23 protein-coding genes and 1 other RNA gene are annotated in these 26094 nt (G+C 65.3%); 12 read left to right on the top strand and 12 right to left on the bottom strand.

The window, feature by feature from the left end:
* Positions 1-3: 3 nt before the first annotated feature.
* From QRM89_RS14440 to QRM89_RS14465, 6 genes are all read right to left on the bottom strand, one after another.
* The gene (locus tag QRM89_RS14440) at positions 4-1347 is read right to left on the bottom strand and encodes an acetylglutamate kinase (protein ID WP_042599280.1); all 1344 of its coding nucleotides are present in this window, start codon (positions 1345-1347) and stop codon (positions 4-6) included.
* A gap of 48 nt (positions 1348-1395) precedes the next feature.
* On the bottom strand, positions 1396-2496 hold the full coding sequence (locus QRM89_RS14445) for an acetylornithine deacetylase (RefSeq protein ID WP_285448323.1): 1101 nt from the start codon (positions 2494-2496) through the stop codon (positions 1396-1398).
* Positions 2497-2739: 243 nt separating this feature from the next.
* Positions 2740-3933 carry an argininosuccinate synthase gene (locus tag QRM89_RS14450; RefSeq protein WP_011037391.1) on the bottom strand — a complete coding sequence of 398 codons (1194 nt, stop codon included), beginning with the start codon at positions 3931-3933 and terminating at the stop codon, positions 2740-2742.
* A 30-nt stretch (positions 3934-3963) separates the two neighbouring features.
* Complete coding sequence (locus tag QRM89_RS14455; protein ID WP_016944481.1) at positions 3964-4434, bottom strand: OsmC family protein; 471 nt, start codon at positions 4432-4434, stop codon at positions 3964-3966.
* Positions 4431-5450, bottom strand: a complete 1020-nt coding sequence (locus tag QRM89_RS14460; protein ID WP_042599282.1) for an N-acetylornithine carbamoyltransferase — start codon at positions 5448-5450, stop codon at positions 4431-4433. The genes QRM89_RS14455 and QRM89_RS14460 overlap by 4 nt, the downstream gene beginning before the upstream one ends.
* A 309-nt stretch (positions 5451-5759) precedes the next feature.
* On the bottom strand, positions 5760-6275 hold the full coding sequence (locus tag QRM89_RS14465) for a hypothetical protein (protein WP_042599283.1): 516 nt from the start codon (positions 6273-6275) through the stop codon (positions 5760-5762).
* Positions 6276-6431: 156 nt separating this feature from the next.
* On the opposite strand from QRM89_RS14465, the gene cysS reads away from it, so the two are divergent.
* The 3 genes from cysS to QRM89_RS14480 all read left to right on the top strand — a co-directional run bounded on the left by cysS (position 6432) and on the right by QRM89_RS14480 (position 9777).
* Positions 6432-7799: a cysteine--tRNA ligase gene (gene cysS / locus QRM89_RS14470; protein ID WP_285448324.1), complete on the top strand. Its 1368-nt coding sequence runs from the start codon at positions 6432-6434 to the stop codon at positions 7797-7799.
* Positions 7800-8092: 293 nt separating this feature from the next.
* Positions 8093-8530 (top strand): SufE family protein, encoded by a 438-nt coding sequence (locus tag QRM89_RS14475; RefSeq protein WP_016944485.1) that lies wholly within the window; start codon positions 8093-8095, stop codon positions 8528-8530.
* Positions 8527-9777, top strand: a complete 1251-nt coding sequence (locus QRM89_RS14480; RefSeq protein WP_228419295.1) for an MFS transporter — start codon at positions 8527-8529, stop codon at positions 9775-9777. Before QRM89_RS14475 ends, QRM89_RS14480 begins: the two co-directional genes overlap by 4 nt.
* Positions 9778-10432: 655 nt before the next feature.
* Here QRM89_RS14480 and QRM89_RS14485 read toward each other — a convergent pair.
* Positions 10433-10702 carry a hypothetical protein gene (locus tag QRM89_RS14485; protein WP_285445788.1) on the bottom strand — a complete coding sequence of 90 codons (270 nt, stop codon included), beginning with the start codon at positions 10700-10702 and terminating at the stop codon, positions 10433-10435.
* A gap of 495 nt (positions 10703-11197) precedes the next feature.
* Entirely contained in the window at positions 11198-12223 is a 1026-nt protein-coding gene (dksA, locus tag QRM89_RS14490) for an RNA polymerase-binding protein DksA (RefSeq protein ID WP_012438163.1), read from the bottom strand.
* A 90-nt stretch (positions 12224-12313) separates the two neighbouring features.
* On the opposite strand from dksA, the gene yidD reads away from it, so the two are divergent.
* The 6 genes from yidD to eutC all read left to right on the top strand — a co-directional run bounded on the left by yidD (position 12314) and on the right by eutC (position 19201).
* Positions 12314-12595: a membrane protein insertion efficiency factor YidD gene (gene yidD, locus QRM89_RS14495; RefSeq protein WP_042597643.1), complete on the top strand. Its 282-nt coding sequence runs from the start codon at positions 12314-12316 to the stop codon at positions 12593-12595.
* Positions 12592-13941 carry a dihydroorotase gene (locus QRM89_RS14500; protein WP_115530557.1) on the top strand — a complete coding sequence of 450 codons (1350 nt, stop codon included), beginning with the start codon at positions 12592-12594 and terminating at the stop codon, positions 13939-13941. Before yidD ends, QRM89_RS14500 begins: the two co-directional genes overlap by 4 nt.
* Positions 13941-14786 carry a M23 family metallopeptidase gene (locus QRM89_RS14505; protein WP_042597647.1) on the top strand — a complete coding sequence of 282 codons (846 nt, stop codon included), beginning with the start codon at positions 13941-13943 and terminating at the stop codon, positions 14784-14786. The genes QRM89_RS14500 and QRM89_RS14505 overlap by 1 nt, the downstream gene beginning before the upstream one ends.
* An 829-nt stretch (positions 14787-15615) precedes the next feature.
* Positions 15616-16980 carry an ethanolamine permease gene (eat, locus tag QRM89_RS14510; protein ID WP_042597649.1) on the top strand — a complete coding sequence of 455 codons (1365 nt, stop codon included), beginning with the start codon at positions 15616-15618 and terminating at the stop codon, positions 16978-16980.
* Positions 16977-18386: an ethanolamine ammonia-lyase subunit EutB gene (locus QRM89_RS14515; protein ID WP_042597650.1), complete on the top strand. Its 1410-nt coding sequence runs from the start codon at positions 16977-16979 to the stop codon at positions 18384-18386. Before eat ends, QRM89_RS14515 begins: the two co-directional genes overlap by 4 nt.
* On the top strand, positions 18383-19201 hold the full coding sequence (eutC, locus tag QRM89_RS14520; protein WP_042597651.1) for an ethanolamine ammonia-lyase subunit EutC: 819 nt from the start codon (positions 18383-18385) through the stop codon (positions 19199-19201). The genes QRM89_RS14515 and eutC overlap by 4 nt, the downstream gene beginning before the upstream one ends.
* A 75-nt stretch (positions 19202-19276) precedes the next feature.
* On the opposite strand, the gene QRM89_RS14525 is transcribed toward eutC, so the two are convergent.
* Both QRM89_RS14525 and QRM89_RS14530 read right to left on the bottom strand, forming a co-directional pair.
* Positions 19277-19567: a hypothetical protein gene (locus QRM89_RS14525; RefSeq protein WP_042597652.1), complete on the bottom strand. Its 291-nt coding sequence runs from the start codon at positions 19565-19567 to the stop codon at positions 19277-19279.
* Positions 19568-19660: 93 nt separating this feature from the next.
* Entirely contained in the window at positions 19661-20536 is an 876-nt protein-coding gene (locus QRM89_RS14530; RefSeq protein WP_042597784.1) for an MBL fold metallo-hydrolase, read from the bottom strand.
* Positions 20537-20715: 179 nt separating this feature from the next.
* Between QRM89_RS14530 and QRM89_RS14535 the strand changes: the two genes are divergently transcribed.
* A non-coding RNA gene (locus tag QRM89_RS14535) (sX9 sRNA) lies at positions 20716-20790 on the top strand.
* Between the two features lie 13 nt (positions 20791-20803).
* Here QRM89_RS14535 and QRM89_RS14540 read toward each other — a convergent pair.
* Positions 20804-21292 carry a pyridoxamine 5'-phosphate oxidase family protein gene (locus QRM89_RS14540; RefSeq protein ID WP_011037408.1) on the bottom strand — a complete coding sequence of 163 codons (489 nt, stop codon included), beginning with the start codon at positions 21290-21292 and terminating at the stop codon, positions 20804-20806.
* 448 nt (positions 21293-21740) lie between these two features.
* Here QRM89_RS14540 and QRM89_RS14545 point away from each other — a divergent pair, with 448 nt between their 5' ends.
* Positions 21741-22880, top strand: a complete 1140-nt coding sequence (locus tag QRM89_RS14545) for a putative acyl-CoA thioester hydrolase (RefSeq protein ID WP_238150639.1) — start codon at positions 21741-21743, stop codon at positions 22878-22880.
* 771 nt (positions 22881-23651) lie between these two features.
* Positions 23652-25322, top strand: coding sequence for a glycoside hydrolase family 28 protein (locus QRM89_RS14550; protein ID WP_115530560.1), 1671 nt, complete (start codon positions 23652-23654; stop codon positions 25320-25322).
* A gap of 62 nt (positions 25323-25384) precedes the next feature.
* Here QRM89_RS14550 and QRM89_RS14555 read toward each other — a convergent pair whose 3' ends face one another.
* Positions 25385-26074 (bottom strand): phytoene/squalene synthase family protein, encoded by a 690-nt coding sequence (locus QRM89_RS14555; protein WP_115530561.1) that lies wholly within the window; start codon positions 26072-26074, stop codon positions 25385-25387.
* Positions 26075-26094 lie beyond the last annotated feature (20 nt).

Here is a 26094-nt window from a genome sequence, read left to right on the forward strand (position 1 = left end):
CACTCACCCCAGCAAAGTGGGTTGACGCGTCGCGCAATGCGCCACGCAGTGCTGGATCTGCTCGAAGTTTTCCAGCCCGTACCAGAACACCTTCCACTTTTCCTGCTTGATGCAGCCGTCGGATTCGGCGTAGTAGAAGATGTTGACCTGGTTGTTGTGACGCGAGCGCCAGAACAGCTGGGGGGTTTCTTCGCGCATCACGTTCCAGACCGCACGGCCCAGGCCTTCGCCCTGCGCGTCGTCGAGCACGGCGAACTTGTCCAGATAGGTCAAGGTGCCCTCGCCCAGCATGCCTTCATCGGTGAGGATCACCGCCGCGCGGTAGTTCTCGCTGACGTAGGCACGCAGCAGCTTGGTGTTGCTGAAATAGTCTGGCACCAACGTGCGGCCGAAGCTGGATTCGATCAGCGAAGTCAGCCGCGGCAGGTCCAGCGCATCCCACGAAGTCGCGCGCAGCACGCGCTCGCCACGCCGCACCAGCGTGCCGGAACCCTTGTGGGTGAACAGTTCCTTGGCCAGATCCGCCGGCCGGGTGATCGACACCGACGACTCCAGCGGCAGCCGATCGAGCAGATCCTTGATCTGTTCGATCTTCACCCGCATGCCGCCGTTGATCCACGGCTGCTGCATCAGATGGTCGTATTCGGTGGACAGGTTGATCGAGTCGATCAGCTTGCCGTCGGCATCCAGCAAGCCGCCGGTGCCGGTGAGGAAGATGATCTTGTACGGCTGCAGTTCCTGCACCAGTTCGTTGGCGGCAAAATCGGCGTTGACGTTGAGGATCTGCCCGCTCGGGGTTTCGCCCAGGCTGGTGATCACCGGGATCGAACCGGCCTGCAGGCTGGCTTCGATCGGCGCCAGATTCACTGCCTTGACCTCGCCGACCAGGCCGTAGGTATCGCGATCCAGATATTCGGCTTCGAAGACGCCGCCGGTGATCGAAGTCGCACGTGCGCCGTTCTGCTGCAGCGCTTCCACCAGCTTGAGGTTGGAGGCCTGAAACACCTTGCGCACAATTGCCAGGGCTTGCGGCGAGGTCACGCGCAGGCCGTTGACGGTCTGCTTTTCGATGCCGGCGGCCGATAGTTCGGCATCCAGCTGCGGGCCCGCGCCGTGCAGCACGATTGGGGTGAGCCCTACTTCCTGCAGGAACGACAACGACGAGGTCAGCGCCTCCAGGTCGTCGCGCAACACCGCGCCGCCCACCTTGACCACCGCAAAGCGCTTGGCGTCCAGCTGCGAGAAACGCTTCAGGTACTGGCTGATCTCCTTCGCGCTGGCCATGCTCGAAAGCAGGCGCACGATGGTCTGGCGGGTCTGTTTGTGGGGCTGTGCAGGAAGGGACATTGCGGTGATCGTTGGGAGGAATGGCCGCGCCAGGCGCGGAACGCAGGCTCAGTGCGAGCCGTTGATGATGCGGTTGACCGACTCGGCGTAGCGCTGCAACTGCGCCAGCGTCACGAACTCGTCGGCGGTGTGCGCCTGGGCGATATCGCCCGGGCCATAAACCAGTGCGGTGTAGCCACCGGCCGAAAACAGCGAGGCCTCGGTCCAGAAGTCCACCGCATTGCCGATCGGCAGGTCCAGCGCATCGGCCACATCGCGCGCCGCCAGGCGACGCTCTTCGGCACGTGCGATGTCGCCCGACGGCAGGCTGGGGCCGCGAAAGGTTTCTTCGAAATGCGCCGCAGCCGGATCGGCAAACCCGGCAAAAGTCGCCAGCAGGCCATCCACATCCATGGACGGCAGCGGCCGGAAGCCAAAGCGCAGCTCGGCCGCCGGCGCGATCATGTTGGCCTTGATGCCGCCATCGACGCGGCCGATGTTGAAGCGCAAACCGGTCAGCCCGCCGAAACGCGCGTGCGCCAGCGAGTCGACATGCTCCAGCGCCTTGCCGCCCCAGCGCATCGCCTGATGCAGCGCGCTGGCCGCCGGATCCTGCTTGCCGGACGCATGCCCGGCGCGGCCAGCAAAGCGCATCAGCACCGAGCTGATGCCGCGATGCGCCAGCACCGCCTCGCCCATGGTCGGCTCGGCCACCAGCACGGCGTCATACGCCAAGCCACGCGCCAGAAACGCCGCGATGCAGCGCGGGTCATTGGCTTCTTCGTCGGACGAAAACAGAAACGCCGCATCGCCATCGCCGGCGTTGGCGGCCGCCACCAACGCCGCGGCCGCGCCCTTGATGTCGCAGACCCCCAGGCCGATCACCCGGTCCTCGGTGCGCCGCATCACGTGCGGATCGGCGCTCCAGTGTGGCGAATCCGGCACCGTGTCCAGATGCACATTGAACAGGTACTTCGGCGTGCCACGCACCGCGTACAGGCTCACCGCCCCATCGCCATGATCGATCACTTCGACCTGGAAACCTGGCAACCGCGCACGCAGATAATCGAAGATGCCACCTTCGGCAGCGATCGCACGCGGCGGATTGCGGGTGTCGAAGGACACCAACGTTTCCAGGTGTTCGACGGTGGAGGCGAGTAGATCGGTCATGTCTGTTTGATCAATGGTCCGAAGTGGCGGCTGGATGAAAGTGTGCAAAGCACGGAGGCGCGCAAACGACTGGTAAATCTCATCGAAGCGATTCCTTCTTCCTCCGGGAGAAGGTGCCCCAAAGGGGCGGATGAGGGTACGGGCGAAGCCTGGTGCACTGAACATCGCGAGAGCTTCGCTCCGTACCCTCACCCCAACCCCTCTCCCGAGGGGAGAGGGGCTTTGCCTACGTGCCGAGAAACCTCAGCGATTTACCTGCGCATACAGCGTGGAGCTCATACCGAACAGCTTGATGAAACCCTCGGCCTCTTCCACGCCCCAGTCAGCCGACTGCGCGTAGGTCGCACCCTTGGCATTGAGCAGGTGCGGCGAACGCACCGCCACCGCATCGACGCGACCGCCACGGGTTTCCAGCGTGACTTCGCCATTGACCTTGGACTGCGACGACTTCAGGAACGCCTCGATATCGGTCTTGAGCGGGTCGTGGTAGAAGCCCTCGTACACCAGCTCCACCCACTTGCGCGCCACGTCCGGCTTGAAGCGGTTCTGCTGCTTGGTCAGCACCGCATCTTCCAGCGCACGGTGCGCGGTGAGCAGCGAGATCAGGCCCGGCGCTTCGAACACGATGCGGCCCTTCAGGCCGATCACGGTGTCGCCGGTGTACACGCCACGGCCCACGCCGTACTGCGCGAACAAGGTGTTGAGCTTGGCCAGGATCTGCGCGCCCGGCAGGGCCTTGCCGTCCAGCGCCACCGCCTCGCCTTCGACAAACTTCAGCGTCACCGTCAACGCTTCGGTCGGCCACGCGCTACGCGGTGCGCACCAGCCGCGTGCGCCTTCGCCCGGTGCTTCCCAGCGATCGATCTCGCCGCCTGACATGGTCACGCCCAGCAGGTTCTCGTTGATGGTGTAGGCCTTCTGCTTGGCGCGCACGCCGAAGCCGCGCTCTTCCAGGTACTTCTGTTCGTAGGCGCGGGTCTGGGTGTGTTCTTTCTGGATCTCGCGAATCGGCGCCACGATCTGGTAGTCGCCCAACGCCTTCACCGCCAGGTCGAAACGCACCTGATCGTTGCCCATACCGGTGCAGCCGTGCGCGATGATCCGCGTGCCCAGCTCTTCGGCGCGCTTGAGCGCGGCATCGACGATCAGGTAACGGTCGGACACCAGCAACGGGTACTGGCCTTGGTAGCCCTCGCCAGCCCACACGAACGGCTTGACGAAGCCTTCCCAGATCGCCGGGCCGCCATCGACGGTGACATGGCTGGCTGCGCCCAGCTCGGCGGCGCGCTTCTCGATGAAATCGCGTTCTTCAGCATCCACACCGCCGGTATCGGCGAACACGGTATGCACGGCATAGCCGCGCTCCTGCAGGTACGGAATGCAGAAGCTGGTGTCGAGGCCACCGGAGAAAGCGAGGACGATATCTTTGCTGCTCATGACGAAGTTCCTGGGGGCAAGGGAGAAAAGTTAGTCCGTCACCACGATGCGCGGTTCGCAGCGCACCGGGAAGTTGACCGAATTGGCGATGAAACAGGCTTGATGCGCGAGATGATGCAGGGCGTCGGCAGTCGCGGGGTCGCCCGCGGAAATGGTCACCGTGGGCTTGAGCACCACCTCGCTGAAACGGCCGCTGTCAGCGTCGGTGAACATGCTGCCGATCGCATCGTCCACATAGCCGCGCACCACGATGCCGGACTCGGCAGCCAGGTGCAGGTACCACAGCATGTGGCAGGCCGATAGCGACGACACCAGCAGGTCCTCGGGGTTGTGCAGCCCCGCGTCGCCGCGAAACAGCGGGTCCGACGACCCGACGATCGGCGGCTTGCCGGCGATGGCAATCTCGTGCTCGCGGCCGTAGCTGCGATAGCTGTGCGTGCCCTGCCCGCGATCACCGGTCCAGGTGACACGGGCGGCATAACGATGCGTGTGGTGGCTCACGGGCGGTTCTGACCCACCAGGGCCGCCATGATCGCCTTCTGCACATGCAGGCGATTTTCCGCCTCGTCGATGGCGATGCAGTTGGGCGAATCCATCACCGCATCGGTGGCCTTGACGTTGCGACGCAGCGGCAGGCAATGCGAGAACACGCCGTTGTTGGTCAGCGCCATCTTGCGTTCGTCGACGATGAAGTGCTGGTACTGGTCGCGGATCGGCTTTTCCGGCTCCCAGTTGCCGAAGAACGGCAACGCGCCCCAGCTCTTGGCGTACACCACGTCGGCGCCGGCATAGGCACTGTCGATGTCGTGGCTGACCTGCAGCGAGCCGCCGCTCTCTGCCACGTTCTGCGCCGCCCAGTCCATGTAACGCTCGTCCAGGATGTAGTCCGGGGTCGGGCACAGCAGGGTCACGTCCATGCCCATGCGCGTGGCGATCGTCAGTGCCGAATTGGCTACCGCGGTGTTCAACGGCTTGGGATGGTAGGTCCAGGTCAACACGTACTTCTTGCCGCGCAGGTCCTGGGTGCCGAAATGCTCCTGCAGCGCCAGCGCGTGCGCCAGCTCCTGACACGGGTGGGTGATGGTCTCCATGTTGATCACCGGCACCGGCGAATACTTGGCAAAGCTCTTGAGCACCTGGTCTTCGCGGTCCTTGGACCAGTCGACGAACTTCGGGAACGCACGCACGCCGATCAGGTCGACATACCGGCCCAGCACGCGCGCCACCTCGGCGATGTGCTCCTCGGTATCGCCGTCCATCACCGTGCCCAGGTTGAATTCGATCGGCCACGCATCCTTGCCCGGCTGCAGCACCACCGCATGCCCACCCAGCTGAAACGCACCCAGCTCGAAGCTGGTGCGGGTCCGCATGGACGGGTTGAAGAACACCAGCGCGATCGACTTGCCCTTCAGCTCGCTTCCCAGCTTGTTGCGTTTGAACAACGCGGCCTGGGTCAACAGCGCATCCAGTTCGGCGCGGCTCCAGTCCTGGGTGTTCAAGAAGTGCTTCAGTGACATCGATCGATCCTTTGCTGCGTACTTCTGCTGCGTGGTCCGCCGCGAGCGGCGGGTTGCGCGGAATGCGCGGTTCTTGCGAGTGAAACTTTTCCCGGGCCCGAAACGAAAAAACCCAGCCGCGGGCTGGGTTTTCGAAACAGGCAGCAAAACGCTCCGGTTACCCAGCGAAAATGTGGGATTCCGGTCGGCGGGCACGCGACGTCATGCCGGAGGCCATCCGGGCGGCGCTGGTGTCGTGCTGAAAGGCGTTTGCGTGCATAGGGCGCGAATCCTCGCATGCATGCGGGCACGGCGCAACCGCTGCGGGCCTCATCGCGGCGGCGCGACGATGGCGTCGGGAATGTACGGAGTCACCGAGACCCGGATCCGCAGCCGGTTGCCCGGGTCTTCCGGCAGCCGGGAACGGTATTTGGTGCCCTTGTAGACGTAGTCCACGTCGAAGGCGATCGGCCGGCGGAACTCGCGCGGCACCTCCACCACCTTGCAGTTGCGCCGCGTGCTGGTCGGCGGCACCGCCGCCGGAGCGGCCGGCTCGGGCTGGCGCGAGAACATTTCCTTGACCGAATCCATCATCCGGTTGATGCGGCCTTCGCCGGACTCGACGGGCGCGGCGGCCACCGCAGCGGCCTGCTCGGCCTCGCACTGCTCTTCGATGCGGGTGGCGCGCAAGGTCTGGTAGACCGGCTCCACGTTGAGCACCTGGGCATAGTCCAGCTTGACGTTTTCGATCACGACTACCCGGTTTTTCACGTCGGGTTCTGCCGCCTGCACCGGCAATGCCTGCCAGGCCAGCACACACAGCATGGAGAACGGGAGAAGTCGCATCAGGACCAAGGAGGCGGAGCAGAGCAATACGTAAGTGTATGGAGCTTGCGAGACCTTGGGCTGAACGCAGCCCATCCGGTTGCCATCGCTTGTCTGCCGGTTCGCCGCATCGCCGCGACCGGCTAGAATCGCCCAGTTACCCTCGCCAAGATGCCGATGAGCCTGCGCCTGCACAACAATCTGACGCGGCGGGTCGAGCCGTTCGCACCGCTCGATCCGTCCAGCCCCACCCTGTATGTGTGCGGGCCCACGGTCTACAACTATGCGCATATCGGCAATGCGCGTGGCCCGGTGGTGTTCGATGTGCTGGCGGCGCTGCTGCGCCGGCGCTATGGCGCGCTGCGCTACGCGCGCAACATCACCGACGTGGACGACAAGATCAACGCCGCCGCCCAGGCGCAGGGCGTGCCGATCTCCACCATCACTGACCGCTTCGCGGCGATCTACCGCCAGGACATGGCCGCGCTCGGTGTGGTGCCGCCGGATATCGAGCCGGAGGCCACCGCGCACATCCCGCAGATCGTGGCGATGATCGAACAGCTGATCGCCAGCGGGCATGCCTATGCCGCCGAAGGCCATGTGCTGTTCGCGGTGGCCAGCTTCACGGACTATGGCAAGCTGTCACGCCGCGATCCCGATGAAATGCTGGCCGGCGCACGCGTCGATGTGGCGCCCTACAAGCGCGATCCCGGCGACTTCGTGCTGTGGAAGCCCTCCAGCGACGACCTGCCGGGCTGGGACTCGCCGTGGGGCCGCGGCCGCCCCGGCTGGCATATCGAATGCTCGGCAATGGCCGCCGCGCACCTCGGGCCGACCATCGACATCCACGCCGGCGGCGTGGACCTGCAGTTCCCGCATCACGAAAACGAGATTGCGCAGAGCGAGTGCGCCCACGGCGGCGCCGTTTTCGCGCGGTTCTGGTTGCATAACGGCATGCTCAACTTCAGCGGCGCCAAGATGAGCAAGTCGCTGGGCAACATCGAAACCGTGCACGACCTGATCGCCAAGCACCCGCCCGAAGCGCTGCGCTATGCGTTGCTGAGCGCGCACTACCGGCAACCGCTGGACTGGTCAGACGGCTTGATCGAACAGGCCAAGAACACCCTGGACCGGCTGTACGGCACGCTGCGCGACCTGCATGACGTGGCCGCAAGCGCGGTGATCCCCGCACCGGTCGAGGCCGCGCTGGACGACGACCTCAACACGCCGCAGGCGCTGGCCGAAGTGGCGCGCATCGCCGGCGAGGCACGCAAGGCCAATGACGCCGCCGACCGGGCCCGCTTGAAGGCCGAGCTGCTCGGTGCGGGCCTCGCGCTAGGGCTGCTGCAGCAGGAGCCTGCCGCGTGGTTTTCGCGTGGCGCCGACGCCGGCGACGATGCCCGTATCGCCGCCCTGGTCGACGAACGCAGCGCAGCGAAAAAAGCTAAGGATTTCGCCCGCGCCGATGCCATCCGCCAGCAGCTGGCCGACGAAGGCATCGTGCTGGAAGACACTGCACAGGGCGTGCGCTGGAAGCGTGCATGATTTTATTCCCTTCTCCCTTCGGGAGAAGGTGCCCCGCAGGGGCGGATGAGGGTGCGAGCGAAGCCACGTGCATCGATTTTTTTGAGGTAAGCGCGAAGCCACCCGCATCGAACTCCAGCGGAGCTTCGCCCGTACCCTCACCCCAACCCCCGCTCCGCGCCCCGGCCCGCGCGGGCGGCGCGGGCGCTCCAAGGCCCGCGCGCCAGTGGCGCGCAACCCGTGCCTTCTCGCCCCGGAGGGAGAGGGGCTTTGACCGAACTACCCTGGATTTTGCGAATGATTCTGGAGTTTTGATGACCACCACCCCCTTCCCGCTAGAACCCACCGCCGTCGAAGCGCAAGCCACCATCGCCGAGGAGTTTTCCTTCTTCGGCGACTGGTCCGAGCGCTACCAGTACCTGATCGACCTGGGCCGCAAGCTGCCCACCTTCCCGGAACAGTGGAAGAGCGAAGAACACCGCCTGCACGGCTGCCAGTCGATGGTGTGGATCGTGCCGGAGGGCAACGCCGAGCGCCTGGACTTCCACGCGGTCAGCGATTCGGCCATCGTCTCCGGCCTGATCTACCTGGCGCTGCGCGTTTACTCGGGCCGTAGCGCGCAGGAGATCCTGGCGACCGAGCCGGACTACATCGCCGGGATCGGCCTGGCCAAGCACCTCTCACCGACCCGCAGCAATGGCGTGGCCGCGATGCTGGCCTTCATCCGCGACACCGCCCGCGCACAGCAGTGAGCACGCCCACGCCGTCACCGGCAGCCTCGCTGCGCACGCTGCTGACCTACCCCGGTTTCGGGTTGATCCTGCTGTACCGCGTCAGCGCGATGCTGTCCTACCAGATCGTTGCGGTGACGGTGGGCTGGCACATCTACGAGATCACCCGCAGTCCGCTGTCGCTGGGATTGATCGGGCTGGCAGAAATCCTGCCGTTCTTCTGCATCGCGCCGTTCGCCGGGTACCTGGTCGACCATCTGCCGCGGCGCCGGCTCGGCATGATGGCCGCGCTGGGCCTGGTGGCCACCGCCCTGATCCTGATGGCGATCACGCATGGCTGGGTACCGGTCAACGGCGTGTGGCCGATCTATGCGGCCATCGCGCTGACCGGCGCCGCGCGCTCGTTCCTGTCGCCGGTGTACAACGCCTTGTTCGCACGCGCCCTGCCGCGCGAGGCCTTCGCGCGTGGCGCCAGCATCGGCAGCGTGACCTTCCAGGCCGGCATGGTGATCGGCCCGGCGCTGGGCGGCGTGCTAGTCGCCTGGGGTGGCAAGGGCCTGGCCTATGGCGTAGCGGCAAGCGTAGCGCTGGTGGCCATCCTGGCGCTGTTCCTGCTGCGCGTGACCGAGCCCGTCAACGCAGGCCCGCGTGCGCCGATCTTCCGCAGCATTGCCGAAGGCGCGCAGTTCGTGCTGTCCAACCAGATCATGCTCGGCGCGATGGCGCTGGACATGTTCTCGGTGCTGCTCGGCGGTGCGGTGTCGATGCTGCCGGCCTTCATCCACGACATCCTGCACTACGGGCCGGAAGGGCTGGGCATCCTGCGCGGCGCACCTGCGCTGGGCTCGATCCTGGTCGGCGTATGGCTGGCGCGGCACCCGCTGCAGCGCAACGCCGGGCGCATCCTGCTGCTGTCGGTGGCCGGGTTCGGGCTGTGCACGATCGCCTTCGGCCTGTCGCGCCACTTCTGGTTATCGGCGGCGATCCTGCTGGCCTACGGCATGTGCGACGGCGTGTCGGTGGTGGTGCGGCAAACCATCCTGCAGCTCGCCACACCGGACGCGATGCGCGGCCGGGTGTCCTCGATCAACGGCATCTTTATCGGCTCGTCCAACGAGCTGGGCGCGTTCTACGACGGGGTGATGGCGCGACTGGTCGGCCTGGTGCCGGCGGTGGTGATCGGTGGCTGCGTGACCCTGGGCGTGGTGGCGACCACTGCGTGGAAGGCCCCGAAACTGCGCAAGCTGGATGTGCGCGATCTGCAGTAGCCGCTATATGCAGCGTGGTCGATTTTGCGTGCGCCTGCGCGCGAAATGGTGGCGCAGATACGACCGTGTGAACAGCCGCTACTAGCAACGCGTGACGCCGCTACCGTCGTATAGGCAGGCCCCCAGGAACATCGCTTGGCGCGGGACTACCGTCCCCGCTTCTTGGCGATCCGTAGATTGGCCAACGTCTCGATCAACGCATGCCCCACGTAGGAGCGCGCTTGCGCGCGAGGGCATTCCCGGGAACGCCTCTCGCGCGCAAGCGCGCTCCTACAAGGGCATTGCTGTCGCGTGTGAGGCGATGCGTGTGCGACTGCTGCACAACGCGCTGCACACATCCCTCTGGGCTGGGCTTGCAGTAGCCGCTGCAGTCCGCGCACGCAATAGGGTCGAGAGTGTGCGCCGCTGATCGCGGGAGTAGGCGGCATATACACGGCCGCCTTGACAGCCGCCGCGATCACAGCGTGGCGCGGGCTACCGTCCCCGCTTTCTTGGCGATTCATACATTAGCTGGCGTCTCGATCAACGCATGCCTACGTAGGAGCGCGCTTGCGCGCGAGGGCATTCCCGGGAACGCCTCTCGCGCGCAAGCGCGCTCCTATAAGTGCGCTGCTTTTGGTTGTGAAGCTTCGATGCGCGCGCAACCGCGACACAACTACTGGCTGGGCGCCTCCAGCAACGCCCGCAAGCGCGCGGCCTCGCCTTCATTGGCCGCCCCAGCGATCAGCGCCAGCGCGCCTGATCGGTAGGCCGTCTGCTGCGCCTTTGCGGCCGGCACCGCCACGTCGGGGATCACGCCACTGCGCTCCCAATTGCCGCGGGTGATCGGGCTCACTAACCGGGCGTAGGGCACCACCGCAACAACCTGGTTGCTGATCTTGAAGCCGCGGCTTGGATGCGCACCGCCAGCGGTGACCTCGCCCACCACCGTGGCGCGCGCCAGCGCCTGCAGCGCATACGCAACGTCTTCGGCCGCGGAAAGGTCTGCCGGCTGTTCAGGAGGTACACCGGTTTGCTGCCACCAAAGGCCTGCCCTGGCAGACCCGGCATGGTCCAGGCCTGCTCGGTCTCTCCGCCCTTGCGGGTCACGATCTCGTGCAAGTGCGCGCGCGTGTCAAAACGATAGCTGGTCAGCTACGCCACCATCGCCGGGTCGCCGGGTCGCCGCTAGCGTTATCGCGCAGGTCAATGATCAGCGCATCGGTATTAGCGACGAAGTCCATTGCCGAACTCGCGGTTGCGGCGCCAGATACGGGTAGGCGAAGAGGCGGAACTTCTCGTAGCCGATGTTGCCGGGCAGGCGCTGGACCTTGTCGAATGCGAAGTTGCCCTTGACCACCGCCGGTCGCGCAGCCCACGACAAAAGCCCCGCACTAGGCGGGGCTTGGTCGCAACAATAGACAACCGCCCTAACGGGTGATCAGTCGCCCTGCTGCTTCTGCAGGTGTTCCCAACGCTCCTGGGCGTCGATGGTGCGCTCGGCGGTCAGGCGCGCCTCCAGGCGGTCCAGGCCGATCTCTTCGCCGGTGTCTACGCAGTAGCCGTAGTCGCCGTCTTCCAGACGCTTGAGCGTGCTGTCGATCTTGGAGATCAACTTGCGTGCACGGTCGCGCGCGCGCAGCTCGAGCGAGTTCTCGGTTTCGCGGGTGGCACGTTCGGCTTCGTCGCCGATGTCACGCACTTCTTCGCGCAGGTTCTCGATGGTCTGCTTGGACTCTTCCACCATCTCGTTGCGCCAACGCTGTAGGCGCTGACGGAAGTACTCCTGCTGCAGCTTGCTCATGTACTCCTCGTCCGCGGAGGGCTTGTAGCCCTGCGGCAGGATCGGGCGGCCGGTGGTTTCGTCGGTCTTGTAATCGACGACCTTGTACTTGGCCTTCGGGGTCGAGCCCGACGGTTTGGAGGTCACGGCCACGGCCACCTTGCCGACCGGACGGGTCGCGGCGGGCTTGGCGGGGGCTTCGGTTTTGGTTGGCGTTTTTGCTGAGGATTTCGAAACGGGCACGGGATTCTTGGATGACGGGGTCGCAGACTTCGCCGGCTTTGCAGGGACGGCCTTGGGGGCCGGTGCGGGCGCGGGCTTGGCAGCCTTGACCGGGACTGACTTGGCCGGAGCCGGCGTGGTGGCCGGCTTCGGTACGGACTTGGTGGCCACCGGCTTGGTGACCGGCTTGGCGGCAGCCGGAGCTGCCTTGCTCGCCGCCGGCTTGGCAGCACTCTTGGCGACGGGTTTCACGGGCTTGGGCGCTGCGGGTTTCGAGGCCGGCGCCGGCTTGGCAGCGGTCTTGGTCGCAGGTGCCTTCTTGGCAACCGGTTGCTTGGCGGCCGGGGTCGCCTTCTTGGCGGCCGGCTTGGCAGCGGCAGGCGCCGCGGCCTTCTTGGCAACAGGCTTGGCGGACTTCTTGGCGGCCTGGACGGCCTTTTGTGCAGTTTTTTTAGCAGCCACGAAACGCTCTTCCTTGGTTCCCCCGGGGCCCGGGAAAGCGGGCCTTTATAGCCTACCCCACAGACCCCCGGCAACCACGTATTAATCCAAGTGGCATATCATTGGCAAGTGATCGGACGCCTGCTCATCGCGCTGCTGCGCTTCTACAAGCGGTTCATCAGCCCCCTGCTGGGGCCGCGCTGCCGTTTTGCGCCCAGCTGCTCGGAGTATGCGATGACTGCCATCGCCCGCTTCGGTCCGCTCCGCGGCAGCTGGCTGGCTGCACGCCGCCTTGGCCGCTGCCATCCGTTCCATCCGGGCGGGTTCGACCCCGTCCCCGATGCGCCCGCATCTTCCCCCTCTTCCTGCAGCTGCAAAGGACCCCATCCATGAGCCGAACCGTCATCGTCAACGCCCGCCTGGTCAATGAAGGCAAGGAGTTCGACGCCGATCTCCTGATCGAAGGCGGCCGCATCGCCCGCATCGACAGCCATATCGCACCGGCTGCCGGCGACACCGTGGTGGATGCGGCCGGCCGCTGGCTGCTGCCCGGGATGATCGATGACCAGGTGCACTTCCGCGAGCCGGGCCTGACTCACAAAGGCGACATCGCCACCGAATCCGGCGCCGCGGTGGCCGGTGGCCTGACCAGCTTCATGGACATGCCCAACACCAATCCGCCGACCCTGAACGCCGACGCGCTGCAGGCCAAGTACGATGCGGCCGCCGGGCGCGCCTGGGCCAACTACGGCTTCTATATGGGCGCCAGCAACGACAACCTGGCCAACATCCAGTCGCTGGATCCGAAGACCGCACCCGGCATCAAGGTGTTCATGGGCGCCTCCACCGGCAACATGCTCGTGGACAACCCCGAGACGCTGGATGCGATCTTCCGCGACGCCCCCACGCCGATCATCACCCACTGCGAAGACACCCCCACCATCGATGCCACGATGGCCGCCTACAAGGAGAAGTACGGCGAGGCGTTGACTGCCGAGATGCATCCGGACATCCGCTCGCGCGAAGCCTGCCTGAAGTCCTCGCAGCTGGCGGTGTCGCTGGCGCGCAAGCACAACACCCGCCTGCACGTGCTGCACATCTCCACCGCCGATGAATTGATGTTGTTCGAAGCCGGCCCGCTGGTGGATGCCGATGGCAAGGTGCGCAAGCGCATCACCGCCGAGACCTGCATCCATTTCCTGCGCTTTGACCGCAGCGATTACGCGCGCCTGGGCAACCTGATCAAATGCAATCCCGCGATCAAGGATCCCGAGGACCGCCTGGCATTGATCGAGGCCTTGGCCGAAGACGTCATCGACGTGCTCGCCACCGATCATGCCCCGCATACCTGGGACGAAAAGCAGAAGCCGTATGCGCAGGCGCCCTCGGGCTTGCCGCTGGTGCAATACGCGCTGGTCGCCGCGCTGGAGCTCGTGCATGAAGGCAAGCTGCCGATCACCCGCATCGTGCAGAAGTTTGCGCATGCGCCGGCGCAGTTGTTCGACGTGGAGCAGCGCGGCTTCCTGCGCGAAGGCTACTTCGCCGACCTGGTGCTGATCGACAACACGCCGTTCACCGTCAAGCGCGAACAGGTGCTGTCCAAGTGCGGCTGGTCGCCGTTCGAAGGCACCACCTTCCGCTCACGCATCGCTGCGACCTGGGTCAACGGCCAGCAGGTATGGGATGGCGAACAGCTGGTGGGCAGTGCCGCCGGCCAGCGCCTGACCTTCGACCGCTGATGCGTGCACTGCTGATGGGCGCGGCGCTTGCGCTGGCGCCGTGCGCATTGCTCACGGTGCCGGTATGCGCGCAGGAGCCCGCCGCTGCAGACGGGCGCGCGGTGTTTCCGGCCAGCGCCTCGCAAGGGGCGATGGTGATCGGCAAGGTGCCGGCGGGCAGCCGGGTCGAGTACGCTGGCCGCGCGCTGCGCGTGAGCGGTTACGGCAGCGTGGTGTTCGGCATCGGCCGTGACGCCACCGGCCCGTTGCAGGTGCAGATCACCCGCGCCGATGGTGGAAAGGAGACCGCAACCATCGCGGTCACTCCGCGCGACTGGCCGGTGGAGCGCGTCAACGGCGTGCCGCCAAAGACCGTCAACCCACCACCGGCCATTGCCGAGCGCATCAAGCGCGAGCAGGCGCAGGTCACTGCCGCACGCGATCGCGACGACCCACGCGCCGATTTTGCGCAGCCCTTCGTGTGGCCGGTACAGGGCCGCATCAGCGGCCGCTTCGGCAACGCGCGCGTATACAACGGCCAGCCTGGCGCCGGTCATTCGGGCATGGATATCGCCGTGCCCACCGGCACGCCGGTCAAGGCGCCCGCCGCTGGCGTGGTGACCTTTGCGGCACCGGATCTGTACCTGACCGGCGGCACGTTGCTGCTCGACCACGGCTTCGGCATCAGTTCGAACTTCCTGCACCTGTCGCGGATCGACGTGAAGGTGGGCGATCGCGTGGAACAGGGGCAGGTCATCGCCGCGGTGGGCGCCACCGGGCGCGCGACCGGGCCGCATCTGCATTGGGGGATGAATTGGTTCGATGTGCGTATCGACCCCTTGTTGGTGCTTGAGCGCGGGAAGTAAGTGCCAGTGGGCGGCTTTTCCCTTCTCCCCTCGGGAGAAGGTGGCGCGTAGCGCCGGATGAGGGTGCGGCTGCTACTGGTTAACTGAGTAACCGTACCCTCACCCCAACCCCTCTCCCGGGGGAGAGGGGCTTTCACTTGCCGGCAGCGAAGCGTGTCGTCGACGATTGCTTACAATTGTTGATTGATCGAATGCCTGGGCTGTGGGCTGTGGCAATGCCAGCGTTTGCGCATCAAGCGCTCAACCCGTGCACGCTCACAACCACCCTTGGACACCTCCCTTCTCCCACCGGGAGAAGGTGGCGCGTAGCGCCGGATGAGGGCGCGCCGGCTGCTGGTTAACTAAGCAACCGTACCCTCACCCCAACCCTCTCCCGCAGGGAGAGGTGCTTTCAGCAATTGCGGCCGCACAGCGGCCTGTCGGTGATTCCACCCACTTGTCGATTAATCGAATGGATTTGCTGCGCGTGCGAGGCTATGCGGCACTAAAAGCGTGAGCCAACGACACGCTAGTGCCACTGCGCGAGCACAGGGCAGACATGCTGAACTCGCAGACCAGACCAGACCAGACCAGACCGGGAACCGGGAGCTGGGCCTGTCTCTCCGGAACCGGAGGTCAAGCATCAGGAAAGTTAATAAAGATCGGAACGCCACCACGTTGCACCACACCTACCCGCTGCGCTTGTGTCCGTCGCCGGGCTTTGGGGTATAACCGGGAGAGCGTCGATCATTGCCGGTGACAGCGGCCGATCAGCCAGCGACGGTCAGTGCGTGTCGCGGCCCAGTCTGGCAACCGACGCGCTTCGTCTCCCCTCCCCCGACCGCAGGAGATGTGCGACATGAGCAACGAGCAACTCAAGCCGACCCTGGGCACCTGGCAACTGTGGGGCATTGCAGTCGGGCTAGTGATTTCAGGCGAATATTTTGGCTGGAGTTATGGGTGGGGCACGGCCGGCACCTTGGGCTTTCTGGTCACCACGGTGCTGGTGGCGGTGATGTACACCTGCTTCATTTTCAGTTTCACCGAACTGACCACGGCCATCCCCAATGCGGGTGGCCCGTTCGCCTACAGCCTGCGCGCGTTCGGCACCTATGGCGGCATGCTCGCCGGGCTGGCGACCTTGATCGAATTCGTGTTCGCGCCACCGGCCATTGCCATGGCCATTGGCGCGTATCTCAATGTGCAGTTCCCCACGCTGGACCCACGCGTCGCCGCGATCGGGGCGTACGTGATCTTCATGAGCTTGAACATCGTGGGTGTGGCGATCGCGGCCACCTTCGAGTTGATCGTGACCTTGCTGGCGGTGATCGAGCTGCTGGTGTTCATGGGCGTGGTTGCGCCGGGTTTCAGCGTGGCGCGCTTTGCCGCCAATGGCTGGGCCGGGAGCAATCAGTTCGGGCCGGCGGCGATCTCCGGCATCTTCTCCGCGATCCCGTTTGCGATCTGGTTCTTCCTGGCGATCGAGGGCGCGGCGATGGCCGCCGAAGAAGCCAAGGACCCCAAGCGGACCATTCCACGCGCCTACATCGCCGGCATTCTTACTCTGGTGGTGTTGGCGCTGGGTGTGATGGTGTTTGCCGGCGGCGTCGGTGACTGGCGCCAACTGTCCAACATCAACGACCCGTTGCCGCAGGCAATGAAGGCGGTGGTGGGCAACAGCTCGACGTGGTTGCACATGCTGGTGTGGATTGGCCTGTTCGGTCTGGTGGCCAGCTTTCACGGCATCATCCTGGGCTATTCGCGGCAGTTCTTCGCGCTGGCACGCGCAGGCTTCCTGCCGCACGGGCTGGCGAAATTGTCGCGCTTCCGCACGCCGCACCGGGCCATCCTGGCCGGTGGCGTGATCGGTATTGCGGCCATCTGCAGCGACAGCGTGGTGAAGATTCAGGGCATGTCGCTGACCGCGGCCATGATCACCATGTCCGTATTCGGTGCCATCGTGATGTATGTGATGAGCATGCTCAGCCTGTTCAAATTGCGCCGTACCGAACCCACGCTGGAGCGCAGCTTCCGTGCACCCGGCTACCCGGTGGTGCCGGCGATCGCCTTGCTGCTGGCGCTGGTGTGCCTGGTGGCGATGGTCTGGTTCAACCCGCTGGTGGCGTTGGTCTTCGTGGGCCTGCTGTTGTTCGGTGCGGTGTGTTGCCTGCTGAGCTTGCGTGGCCGCCCCAACGCCGGGAGTCTCGCGGGATGAGTGAATTTGCCTTCAGTGCCGGCGGCGAGCGTTTCCGCTTCGCCGATCTGAAGGACCTGCTGGCCAAGGCCACGCCCGCGCGCTCGGGCGACCAGCTGGCCGGGCTGGCGGCCCACTCCGAGCTGCAGCGTGTCGCCGCGCAGATGGCGCTCGCGGAGCTGCCGCTGCGGCGTTTCCTCGACGAGGCGGTGGTGCCGTATGAAATTGATGAGGTCACGCGCCTGATCGTCGATCAGCACGATGCTGCCGCGTTCGCGCCGGTGGCGCACCTTACCGTTGGCGGGTTTCGCGATTGGCTGCTGGGCGCGCAAGCCGACGACGCCGCGCTGGCGGCATTGGCACCGGGGCTGATGCCGGAAATGGTGGCCGCCGTCTCCAAACTGATGCGGGTGCAGGACTTGATCCTGGTCGCGCAGAAAACCCGCGTGGTCACCCGCTTCCGCAACACGCTGGGGTTGCGTGGCCGCCTGTCCACGCGCCTGCAGCCCAACCATCCCACCGACGATGCCACCGGCATTGCCGCCAGCGTGCTGGATGGCCTGCTGTACGGCAACGGCGATGCGGTGATCGGCATCAATCCGGCCAGCGACAGCCTGGCCGCGACCACCGCGCTGCTGCGCATGCTCGATGCGGTGATCACTGGCTACGGCATCCCCACCCAGGCGTGCGTGCTCGCGCATATCACAACCACCATCGATGCGATCAACCGCGGCGTGCCGGTGGATCTGGTGTTCCAGTCCATTGCCGGCACCGAAGCGGCCAACACCAGCTTCGGCATCAACCTGGCGTTGCTGCAGGAAGGGCGGGACGCGGGCCTGTCGCAACAGCGCGGCAGCGTGGGCAACAACGTGATGTATTTCGAAACCGGCCAGGGCAGCGCGCTGTCGGCCAATGCGCATCATGGCGTGGACCAACAGACCTGCGAGGTGCGTGCCTACGCGGTGGCGCGCCAGTTCAACCCGCTGCTGGTCAATACCGTGGTGGGCTTCATCGGCCCGGAATATCTCTACGACGGCAAACAGATCATCCGTGCGGGGCTGGAGGACCATTTCTGCGGCAAGCTGCTTGGCGTGCCGATGGGCTGCGACATCTGCTACACCAACCATGCCGAAGCCGATCAGGACGACATGGACATGCTGCTGACCCTGCTCGGCACCGCCGGCATCAACTTCATCATGGGCATTCCGGGCTCGGACGATGTGATGCTCAACTACCAGACCACCTCCTTCCACGACGCGCTGTACGCGCGGCAGGCGTTGGGCCTACGTCCCGCGCCGGAGTTCGAACACTGGCTGGAGACGCAAGGCATCCTGCGCCTGCGCGATGGCCGGTTCGAGTTGGGCAGTGAGATGCCGGCACCGTTTCGCAAGGCGCTGTCACAGCTGGATGCGGAGCCACGCGGATGAGCACGCCAACCACACCGCCCCGCGATGCGTGGGCACGCTTGCGCGCGCTGACACCGGCCCGCATCGCGTTGGGGCGAGCCGGCACCAGCCTGCCAACCGCTTCGCATCTGGAATTCCAGCTTGCGCATGCGCAGGCGCGCGATGCCGTGCACCTTGCGTTCGATCCTGCGCCGTTGCAGGCGGTGCTGCAGCAGCGCGGCCGCCGCAGCGTGTTGCTGCATAGCGCGGCATCCGACCGTCATCTGTATCTGCAACGGCCCGACCTGGGCCGCCGCCTGAGCGATGAGGCGGCCGAACAGCTGCGTGGCACGACCGCCGTGCATGGCGGTGGCGCGGATCTGGCGGTGGTGGTGGCAGACGGCCTGTCTGCACTGGCGGTGCATCGGCATGCAGGCGCGATGCTGGAGCAGATCGATGCGCTGGCCGCGCACGAAGGATGGTCGTTGGCGCCAGTGACCCTGATTGCGCAAGGCCGCGTGGCGATTGGCGATGAGGTGGGCGAACTGCTGCAGGCGCAAGCGGTGATCGTCCTGATTGGCGAGCGCCCGGGGCTCAGCTCGCCAGACAGCCTGGGGCTGTATCTCACCTATGCGCCACGTGTTGGGCATACCGATGCGGCACGCAACTGCATTTCCAATATCCGTGGCGAAGGCCTGAGCTATGCCGAGGCGAGCCACAAACTCGGCTACCTGCTGCGCGAGGCATTCAGACGCAAACTCTCTGGTGTGCAGCTCAAGGACGAAGCGGATCGCCCATTGCTGGGCACCGATACCGCATCGCAAGCAGCGCCGCGCAACTTCCTGCTGCCCGACTAAGCGAAGAGCGCATGGCGCTGCCTGGATCGGCGGCGCCATGCGCTCGTTTGCGAATCACCAGCTTGACACGCGCGCTTACTTGAGCGCGCCATCCTGCGGATCGCTGGCCGCGTAGGTGCTGGTAGGCAATTCGTTCTCGTGCGGTTTGCGCAAGGCGGCGCGCACTGATTCGGGGAGCTGTTCCACATCCAGCATCACCTTGCCAGAATGCACATCGCGCACCACCGAGGTGGCCACGGTGAAGTCGCCACCGTTTTCGATATTGATCACCAACTCGGCCCCATTGCTGCGCACTTCGCGCACCGCACCAACGCCCACTTCGCCATCGCGCAAGAACACCATCTGGCCTACTTCAATCTGCTGCATCGTGCTTCTCCTGTAGCGCACCGCTTGGCTGCTGCGGCACTGGTGGCGCATGATCGCGCTGCGGCACGTTCTGGCGAAGTGAAGCGCTCGTGCTCACGCCGTGGGCGCGTGTTGCAACGCGCCTGCAGGCAAGCGTGCGGGCAGCCCGGCAACGCGTTCGAATTCCACAACATCGTGCGAACAGAACACCTCCACCTCCGCACCGTGCTGTTGCCGCAGTGCGCGCAACCGTTGCTGGTTATGCAGCCTTGCAGTGCGGTCCTTTTCCAGCATCCATTGATAGAAACGCAGCCCGGGCGTGCAGTAGGGCTGCGGGTCCATTTCGCGGTGATAGAAATACGCATCGCCGGCGAGCAGCAGCCAACGCTCAGGGGTGCGCACCGCAACGGCGGCATGCCCGAACGTGTGGCCGGGCAGCGGCACCAGCAGGATCTCTGGCGGTAGCCCGTGCAAATCATGCACGCACTCCAAGCCCATCCAGGCCGCGCCGGCGGTGCTGTCATAGGTGCGCCATTGCCCACGCGTGGACCATTGCTGCGGGCGAAAGCGTTGCCGGTCCATCCAGGTGTATTGCGCCAGCGCTGCATCACGCTCACGCGTCATCAGATGCACACGCGCATGCGGAAAATCATCCAGCCCGCCGGCATGGTCGAAATCCAGATGGGTCAGCACGATATGCCGCACATCGCGCGGATCGAAGCCCAAGCGCTGGATCTGCCGGATCGCCGTCATGTCTTCGCGCAAATCCGGTTTCACCAACGCCAGAAAGAACGCGCTAAGCCGCGCACGTGGCTCGGCGACATCGCGCAGCCCAAAGCCGGTGTCGATCAAGACCAGACCGGCATTGGTTTCCACCAACAGGCAATGGCAGCTCAGGTGGCCGCGCTCGAGCACGCCGTGCGTGCGTCCATCCATCAGGTGGCCGCCCAGCGGGCAGGTGGAGATGCAGTTGAGGTGGTGCACGCGCATCGGCACGCTCCGCGCTTGGCGTGCCAGCATTGCAAGGACGTCGTCGCTCATCGGTGAGCGGTGCGGTGACGACGGCCGCCACGCACACACTGCTTTGACGGCTGTGTGTGCGTGCTAAGAGCAGCGGTCAAAACGACTGCGCATCCGCAAGGCGGGCGCGGCCGGTGCTCGGAATCGGCATGTACCCACGTACACTCCGGTTCCTCCACGCGGCCGCACCCCACCTGACGACTGCTCGCTACGTGTTGTCAGCCGCTATAAGTCACCTCAGCGCAGCGGAACGTCCGCCACCTTGTCCTGGTAGTCCTTCTTCGGATCCACGCCGAGCAGCACCTTGATGCCTGCCAGCAGGCTGGAGCCGTTGAGCCAGATCTGCGCGTGATCGGCGTCCAGGCGCAGCAGCGCCAGCTTGGGATCGTCCTTGCCGCCTTCGTACCAGGCTGCGACGTACGGGTTCCACAGGCGATCGACCACGGCCGGGTCGGTGTCTTCGCGCAGCGAACCACTAATGCTGGCGAACAGGTCATGCCCCTTGCTGCTGAACGCGCCGATCACGCGGCGGCCCTGGCCCAGCATCGCGATCAAGGCATTGTCCTTGGAGGTAAAGAACCAGATCGGGCCACCACTGTCGCCTTCGATCTGCGCGGTCATCGGGCGCGCATGGCCGTCTTCGACGCCATCCAGGCCGAGCATCACGGTGCGATCGGACTTGAGGGCTTTCCAGAATTTGTCTTGCAGTTCTTTGGGATCTGCCATCTTCGATTCCTGACTAGGCGCATGTTTCTGCGGGTGCGTCAGTCTGGAAGCCGGCATGCCCACGGCATGTGACGACGTGCGCCGTTGCATGCCGCGTGGACCTGCATGGTTGCATGGCAATGCCGTTGTGCAAACGCATATTCGCCTTGCCCAGCAATGCGATGTTGCGACGCGCGCACAGTGCAAAGCGTGACCCCGGCGAAGCTCTTGCACATTGCCGCTGCTGCGCGCCGCCGCCAAGCGGCCGCGGCAGTAGCATCGCCGCACCGCGCGTGCGATGTCAGCACGTCTGTCTCGCAAGCCAGCGGCGTGCACCGCCTGCGGCTGCGTTGCCAGCGCGCGGCACACCGATGGTGTTTGGCGTTTGCCATCCGGCAAGCGCATCCTCTCTGGAGAGCGTCATCCCATGTCTGCATCGCATATCCGCACCACCTGCCTCGCCACCGCGCTGCTGAGCCTGATCAGCCTTGATGCTGCTGCCCTCACCGGCACCGCCAGCCGCCCGCAGCTCACCAGCAGCGAAGCAAGCACGTATACGATCAGCAAGGCGCTCGCCAAGGCCGGCCCGATCACAGCGTTGGTGACCGACAACTGGAACCCCACCGCCGGCGTGGCGCTGCTGACCGCCGACTTTGCAGTGGCCGCCGATGGCTCCACCCGTTATCGCACGGTGCAATCGGCAATCGACGCGGCGGTGGCCGCCGGTGGCAGCACGCGCCGCTACATCAGCGTCAAGGCCGGCACCTACACCGAGCTGGTGTGCGTGCCGAGCGGTGCACCGCCACTGACCCTGTTCGGGCTTGGCAGCGCCACGACCGATACCGTCATCCGCTACAACAACGCCAACCCCACGCCCAAGCCAACCGGCACCGCAAGTCACCCCTGCGCCAGCAATGCGTCAGCTGCCACGGTGGGCACCTCCAATAGCGCGACGGTTACCGTGCGTGCCAGCGGCTTCCAGGCACGACATCTGCGCTTCGACAACAACTATGTCGAAGGCACTTACGCCGACAACAATCAATCGGCAGTGGCACTGGCGGTGCGCGGCGACCAGGCCAGCTTTGAGGACGTGCTGGTCACCGGCAACCAGGACACCTTGCTGATCAGCGCGACCAACGCCGCCAACGTGATCCGCGCCTATTTCAAGAGCAGCACGATCGAAGGCGATGTCGATTTCATCTTCGGGTCCGGCATCGGCGTGTTCGACAACGCAATCATTCGCTCGGCCGGCGCGCGCCTGGGCAGCAGCCGTGGCGGTTATATTTTTGCGCCAAGCACGCGCCCGGGCAGCGGCTACGGCTTTCTGGCGATCAACAGCCGCTTCGTGGCGGGCTCCGGTTCGCCGGACAATCAAACCTACCTCGGGCGCGCATGGGACGAAGGCGTCAGTGGCCTGTCCGCGTACGTCAACGGCACCTCACCCAATGGCCAGGTGACCATCCGCGATTCCACGCTGGGCAGCCATATCCGCAAGACCGCGCCATGGAATGCCTCCACCGCCAGCCGCCCGTTTTGCAGCAGCAACTGCACCAATTCGGCCAACCGCTTTTTCGAATACGGCAACAGCGGTGCTGGCAGTGCCGACTGATCCAGACCGCAGCGTGCGATAGCAGCGTCGGCCGCCGGCACGCGTGTTTGCGCATGCCGGCGGTGTCGCCAGCGCAGTGGACCTGCTTCGCTAAACAGGTGATCTGCCTCGCTGTGATTACGCGGCGAGGTGCAACGGATATCGCAGCGGGTACTGAACCCACATAACGGCCCCTGGCTTGCTGTTATGTGGAGAACCGCTGCAATGAGTACGGCTTGTTGCCTTAGCGCCAGCCGTTTGATGCCGCGCCAGGATGACAGCCAGATGGCGGCAGCGTGACCGCAACGCGGCATGCGCTTTTGCGTTTAGCGCTTCGCAGACATCGAGACGCCATGCACCTCCATGCGTCTGGTGAGATAGATCTCGCAGCGCTCTCGGCGGTAAGCCATCCGTAGCGCAGGACTTGCAGCGCCGCGCCCGGCAACTGCGCGCACGTCTAAACATCAGCTCGGCACGCAGGCTGCCGCTCCCAGCCAACACATCATCAGACTTAGCACTCGCTTCGGCTTGGCGGTGCCGACTTCGCTTGCCGGTTTTCGAGCGCCAGGCAAACGCGCGATGGTGGCGTGCCATCCGACCAATCACGCACACGATCAATCATGCGACTCGCATCCGCGCTGAACTGTGTATCTCTCGCATGAGGTGAGCGGCGCACCGCGCAAATACAGCGTTGCGCGCCATCGCAGCGACCTGCGCTTATTCCTTGCAGCACGCATCGCATCCCTTTTTGTCATCTCCCGCTGCCACTTCCCTCCCCGCCTGGAACCGCCGATGCAACCGCACCCTCGCCTTCCCGCGCTCGCGCCACTCTCGCTCGCACTCCTCGGCCTTGCCACGTTTCAGGCGAGTGCAGCACGCCCGCATGGGCTTGACGTTGCCGATACCGCGCACAGCATCTCCACCAGTTGGGGTGTCGTGCAGCAGCCCGCGCTCCCCAGCCAGGTCTGCACAACGCTCAAGGCTGCGCTGGTGCCGGTTGCCGGCTCGCTGGATGCGCTCGACCAGGATCCCACCCAGTCCAAACGCGACACCGCACGCCTGCAGGCGGCCATCGACGATTGCCCTGCCGGCAGCGCGGTGCGTCTGGTGGTCGGCGATGGCGGAGAATCCGGCCTGTTGAGCGGCCCTCTCACCATCAAGAGCGGCGTGACGTTGTGGATCGATCGCGGCGTGACCTTGTTCGGCTCGCGCAATCCGCAGGATTACGACAATGGCCTGGGCACCTGCGGCACCGCCACCACCGACAAGGCCAAGTCCTGCAACCCGTTGATCCACGTCGCCGACACTGCCAAGAGCGCGATCGTGGGCGCCGGCAAGATCGACGGCCGCGGCGGCAGCACGCTCACAGCAGGACCGAATGCGGGCACGGCCAGCTGGTGGGATCTGGCCTATCTCAACGTCACCAAGGGCCTGAGCCAGCACGTGCCACGTCTGCTGCAGATCGATGACAGCACCGACTTCACGCTATACGACATCACCCTGGAAAACTCGCCCAATTTCCACGTCACTACCGACAACGTGGTGGGCCTGACCGCCTGGGGCATCAAGATTCTCGCGCCCAGCCTGGTGTATTCGCGCCCCGGCTACCACTGCCCTGCCGGCAGCACCCCGGACGTCAATCCGCACGCCAGCTGCTTCACCCCGGAAACCGCCAAGAACACCGACGGTTTCGACCCTGGCCAATCCAAGAACGTGTTGTTGGCGTACTCGTATATCGGTACCGGCGATGACGGCGTGGCGATCAAGGCGCATGCCAAAAACAAGCGCAGCATTGCCTCGGAAAACATGCTGTTCGCCTACAACCAGTTCTACTACACACACGGTTTTTCGCTCGGCAGCGAAACCGATTCGGGGATGCGCCATATCGCCGTGCGCGGCTTGAGCATCGACGGCTTCAACGCCAACGATGTGCAGCGCGATCCCTATTCGGCCAATGGCCTGCGTATCAAGTCCGATGCCTCACGCGGCGGCCAGGTCTACGACATCAGTTTCGAGAACATCTGCATGCGCGGGGTTGCGCGGCCGCTGGTATTCGACGCCAACTACGCCAACCCGGCCACACGCGACCAGTTGCCGCGGTTCAGCGGCATTGCACTGACCAATGTGCACTCCCTGGGTTCCAAGGCATTCGGTGGCGGCGAATTGAGCTTCTACGGCTATCGCGATGCGACCACCACCCTGCCCATCACCATGTCGCTGGACAATGTGGTGCTCGATGGTGGCCCGGTCGCCTTTGCGCAGCCGCATTTTGGTGGCCCAGCCAGCAACCCGGGCGCGGTGCACTTCACCTTCAAAGGCGGGCCGGTGAGCTTCTTTGATCAGCTCACCGAGTCGGCGGCCAACGATGTGCAGTTGCAGGGCCGGCCTGGGCCGGGCGCGCCGTTGCAATGCGACGATGCCTTCATTGCGTACCACAGCGTGCTGCCCGACTCACCGATCTAGGCAACGCGGTGTCCGCGTGTCTGTGGCGCTGCTGCGGCCGGCCTGGCCGCAGCAGCGGTTATTCATTCAGCGCCGCTGGCTGCGCGCCAGCTGTGCCAGAGCTGCTGCATCGGTGGCGCATAGGCCGTGCGGCCGGCCAACTCGCGCTGCAGGCGCAGCCGCGCCAGACGCGACCAGACCCGATGCGGTCTGGCCAGCGCCGCCTTGCGCGGCCACGCGCGCAACAGCTGCGCACGCCAGGCCGGCGCACCGACGCCACCCGGCGCCGCACTGTCACCAGCCACACGCTGGCGCGCATCCAGCCATTGCACCACCACGGCCGTGGCATCGCTGCTGCGTGTACGTGCGAAGACCACCGCTTCCACCGCCACCACCGCTTCGGCAAACGCCTGCAGCCGCGCCATGGCCTGCGCCAGGTCGTCCGGTTGCGCACGTGCGGCCTGCATCACCGGCAAGGTGTCGGCCAACTGCGCCCAGGGTGCGCGCACCGGTTCAAGCACGCGCCCCAATGGATGACGCGAGCGCTGGTTCGACCAGTCGTTCAATTCCTGCTGCCACCAGGCCAGCTTGGCGTCTGCCGGCAACGGGTCGCCGGCGATGTTCATGATGTCCTCCCATTCCTGCAGCAATGCGAACCAGGCCGCGGCCAGGCGACGCTGCGGTTCGGGAATGAAGGGCTCGGCCACCGACCATTCCGGCCAGCGGCTGCGCCACTTGTCGAGAAAACTGTCCAGGGCGCTGGATTGGCTCATGGCGGGTCCAGAAAAGCGAA

It is taken from the genome of Xanthomonas sp. LMC-A-07 (assembly GCF_030208825.1).
GTDB lineage: Bacteria > Pseudomonadota > Gammaproteobacteria > Xanthomonadales > Xanthomonadaceae > Xanthomonas > Xanthomonas campestris.

What these genes read in the sequence shown, in the direction of transcription:
- QRM89_RS14440 (WP_042599280.1), bottom strand. Translation starts at nt 1,347, where the DNA reads ATGTCCCTTCCTGCACAGCCCCACAAACAGACCCGCCAGACCATCGTG.
- QRM89_RS14445 (WP_285448323.1), bottom strand. Translation starts at nt 2,496, where the DNA reads ATGACCGATCTACTCGCCTCCACCGTCGAACACCTGGAAACGTTGGTG.
- QRM89_RS14450 (WP_011037391.1), bottom strand. Translation starts at nt 3,933, where the DNA reads ATGAGCAGCAAAGATATCGTCCTCGCTTTCTCCGGTGGCCTCGACACC.
- QRM89_RS14460 (WP_042599282.1), bottom strand. Translation starts at nt 5,450, where the DNA reads ATGTCACTGAAGCACTTCTTGAACACCCAGGACTGGAGCCGCGCCGAA.
- QRM89_RS14465 (WP_042599283.1), bottom strand. Translation starts at nt 6,275, where the DNA reads ATGCGACTTCTCCCGTTCTCCATGCTGTGTGTGCTGGCCTGGCAGGCA.
- cysS (WP_285448324.1), top strand. Translation starts at nt 6,432, where the DNA reads ATGAGCCTGCGCCTGCACAACAATCTGACGCGGCGGGTCGAGCCGTTC.
- QRM89_RS14475 (WP_016944485.1), top strand. Translation starts at nt 8,093, where the DNA reads ATGACCACCACCCCCTTCCCGCTAGAACCCACCGCCGTCGAAGCGCAA.
- QRM89_RS14500 (WP_115530557.1), top strand. Translation starts at nt 12,592, where the DNA reads ATGAGCCGAACCGTCATCGTCAACGCCCGCCTGGTCAATGAAGGCAAG.
- QRM89_RS14505 (WP_042597647.1), top strand. Translation starts at nt 13,941, where the DNA reads ATGCGTGCACTGCTGATGGGCGCGGCGCTTGCGCTGGCGCCGTGCGCA.
- eat (WP_042597649.1), top strand. Translation starts at nt 15,616, where the DNA reads ATGTGCGACATGAGCAACGAGCAACTCAAGCCGACCCTGGGCACCTGG.
- QRM89_RS14515 (WP_042597650.1), top strand. Translation starts at nt 16,977, where the DNA reads ATGAGTGAATTTGCCTTCAGTGCCGGCGGCGAGCGTTTCCGCTTCGCC.
- eutC (WP_042597651.1), top strand. Translation starts at nt 18,383, where the DNA reads ATGAGCACGCCAACCACACCGCCCCGCGATGCGTGGGCACGCTTGCGC.
- QRM89_RS14525 (WP_042597652.1), bottom strand. Translation starts at nt 19,567, where the DNA reads ATGCAGCAGATTGAAGTAGGCCAGATGGTGTTCTTGCGCGATGGCGAA.
- QRM89_RS14530 (WP_042597784.1), bottom strand. Translation starts at nt 20,536, where the DNA reads ATGCGCGTGCACCACCTCAACTGCATCTCCACCTGCCCGCTGGGCGGC.
- QRM89_RS14540 (WP_011037408.1), bottom strand. Translation starts at nt 21,292, where the DNA reads ATGGCAGATCCCAAAGAACTGCAAGACAAATTCTGGAAAGCCCTCAAG.
- QRM89_RS14550 (WP_115530560.1), top strand. Translation starts at nt 23,652, where the DNA reads ATGCAACCGCACCCTCGCCTTCCCGCGCTCGCGCCACTCTCGCTCGCA.
- QRM89_RS14555 (WP_115530561.1), bottom strand. Translation starts at nt 26,074, where the DNA reads ATGAGCCAATCCAGCGCCCTGGACAGTTTTCTCGACAAGTGGCGCAGC.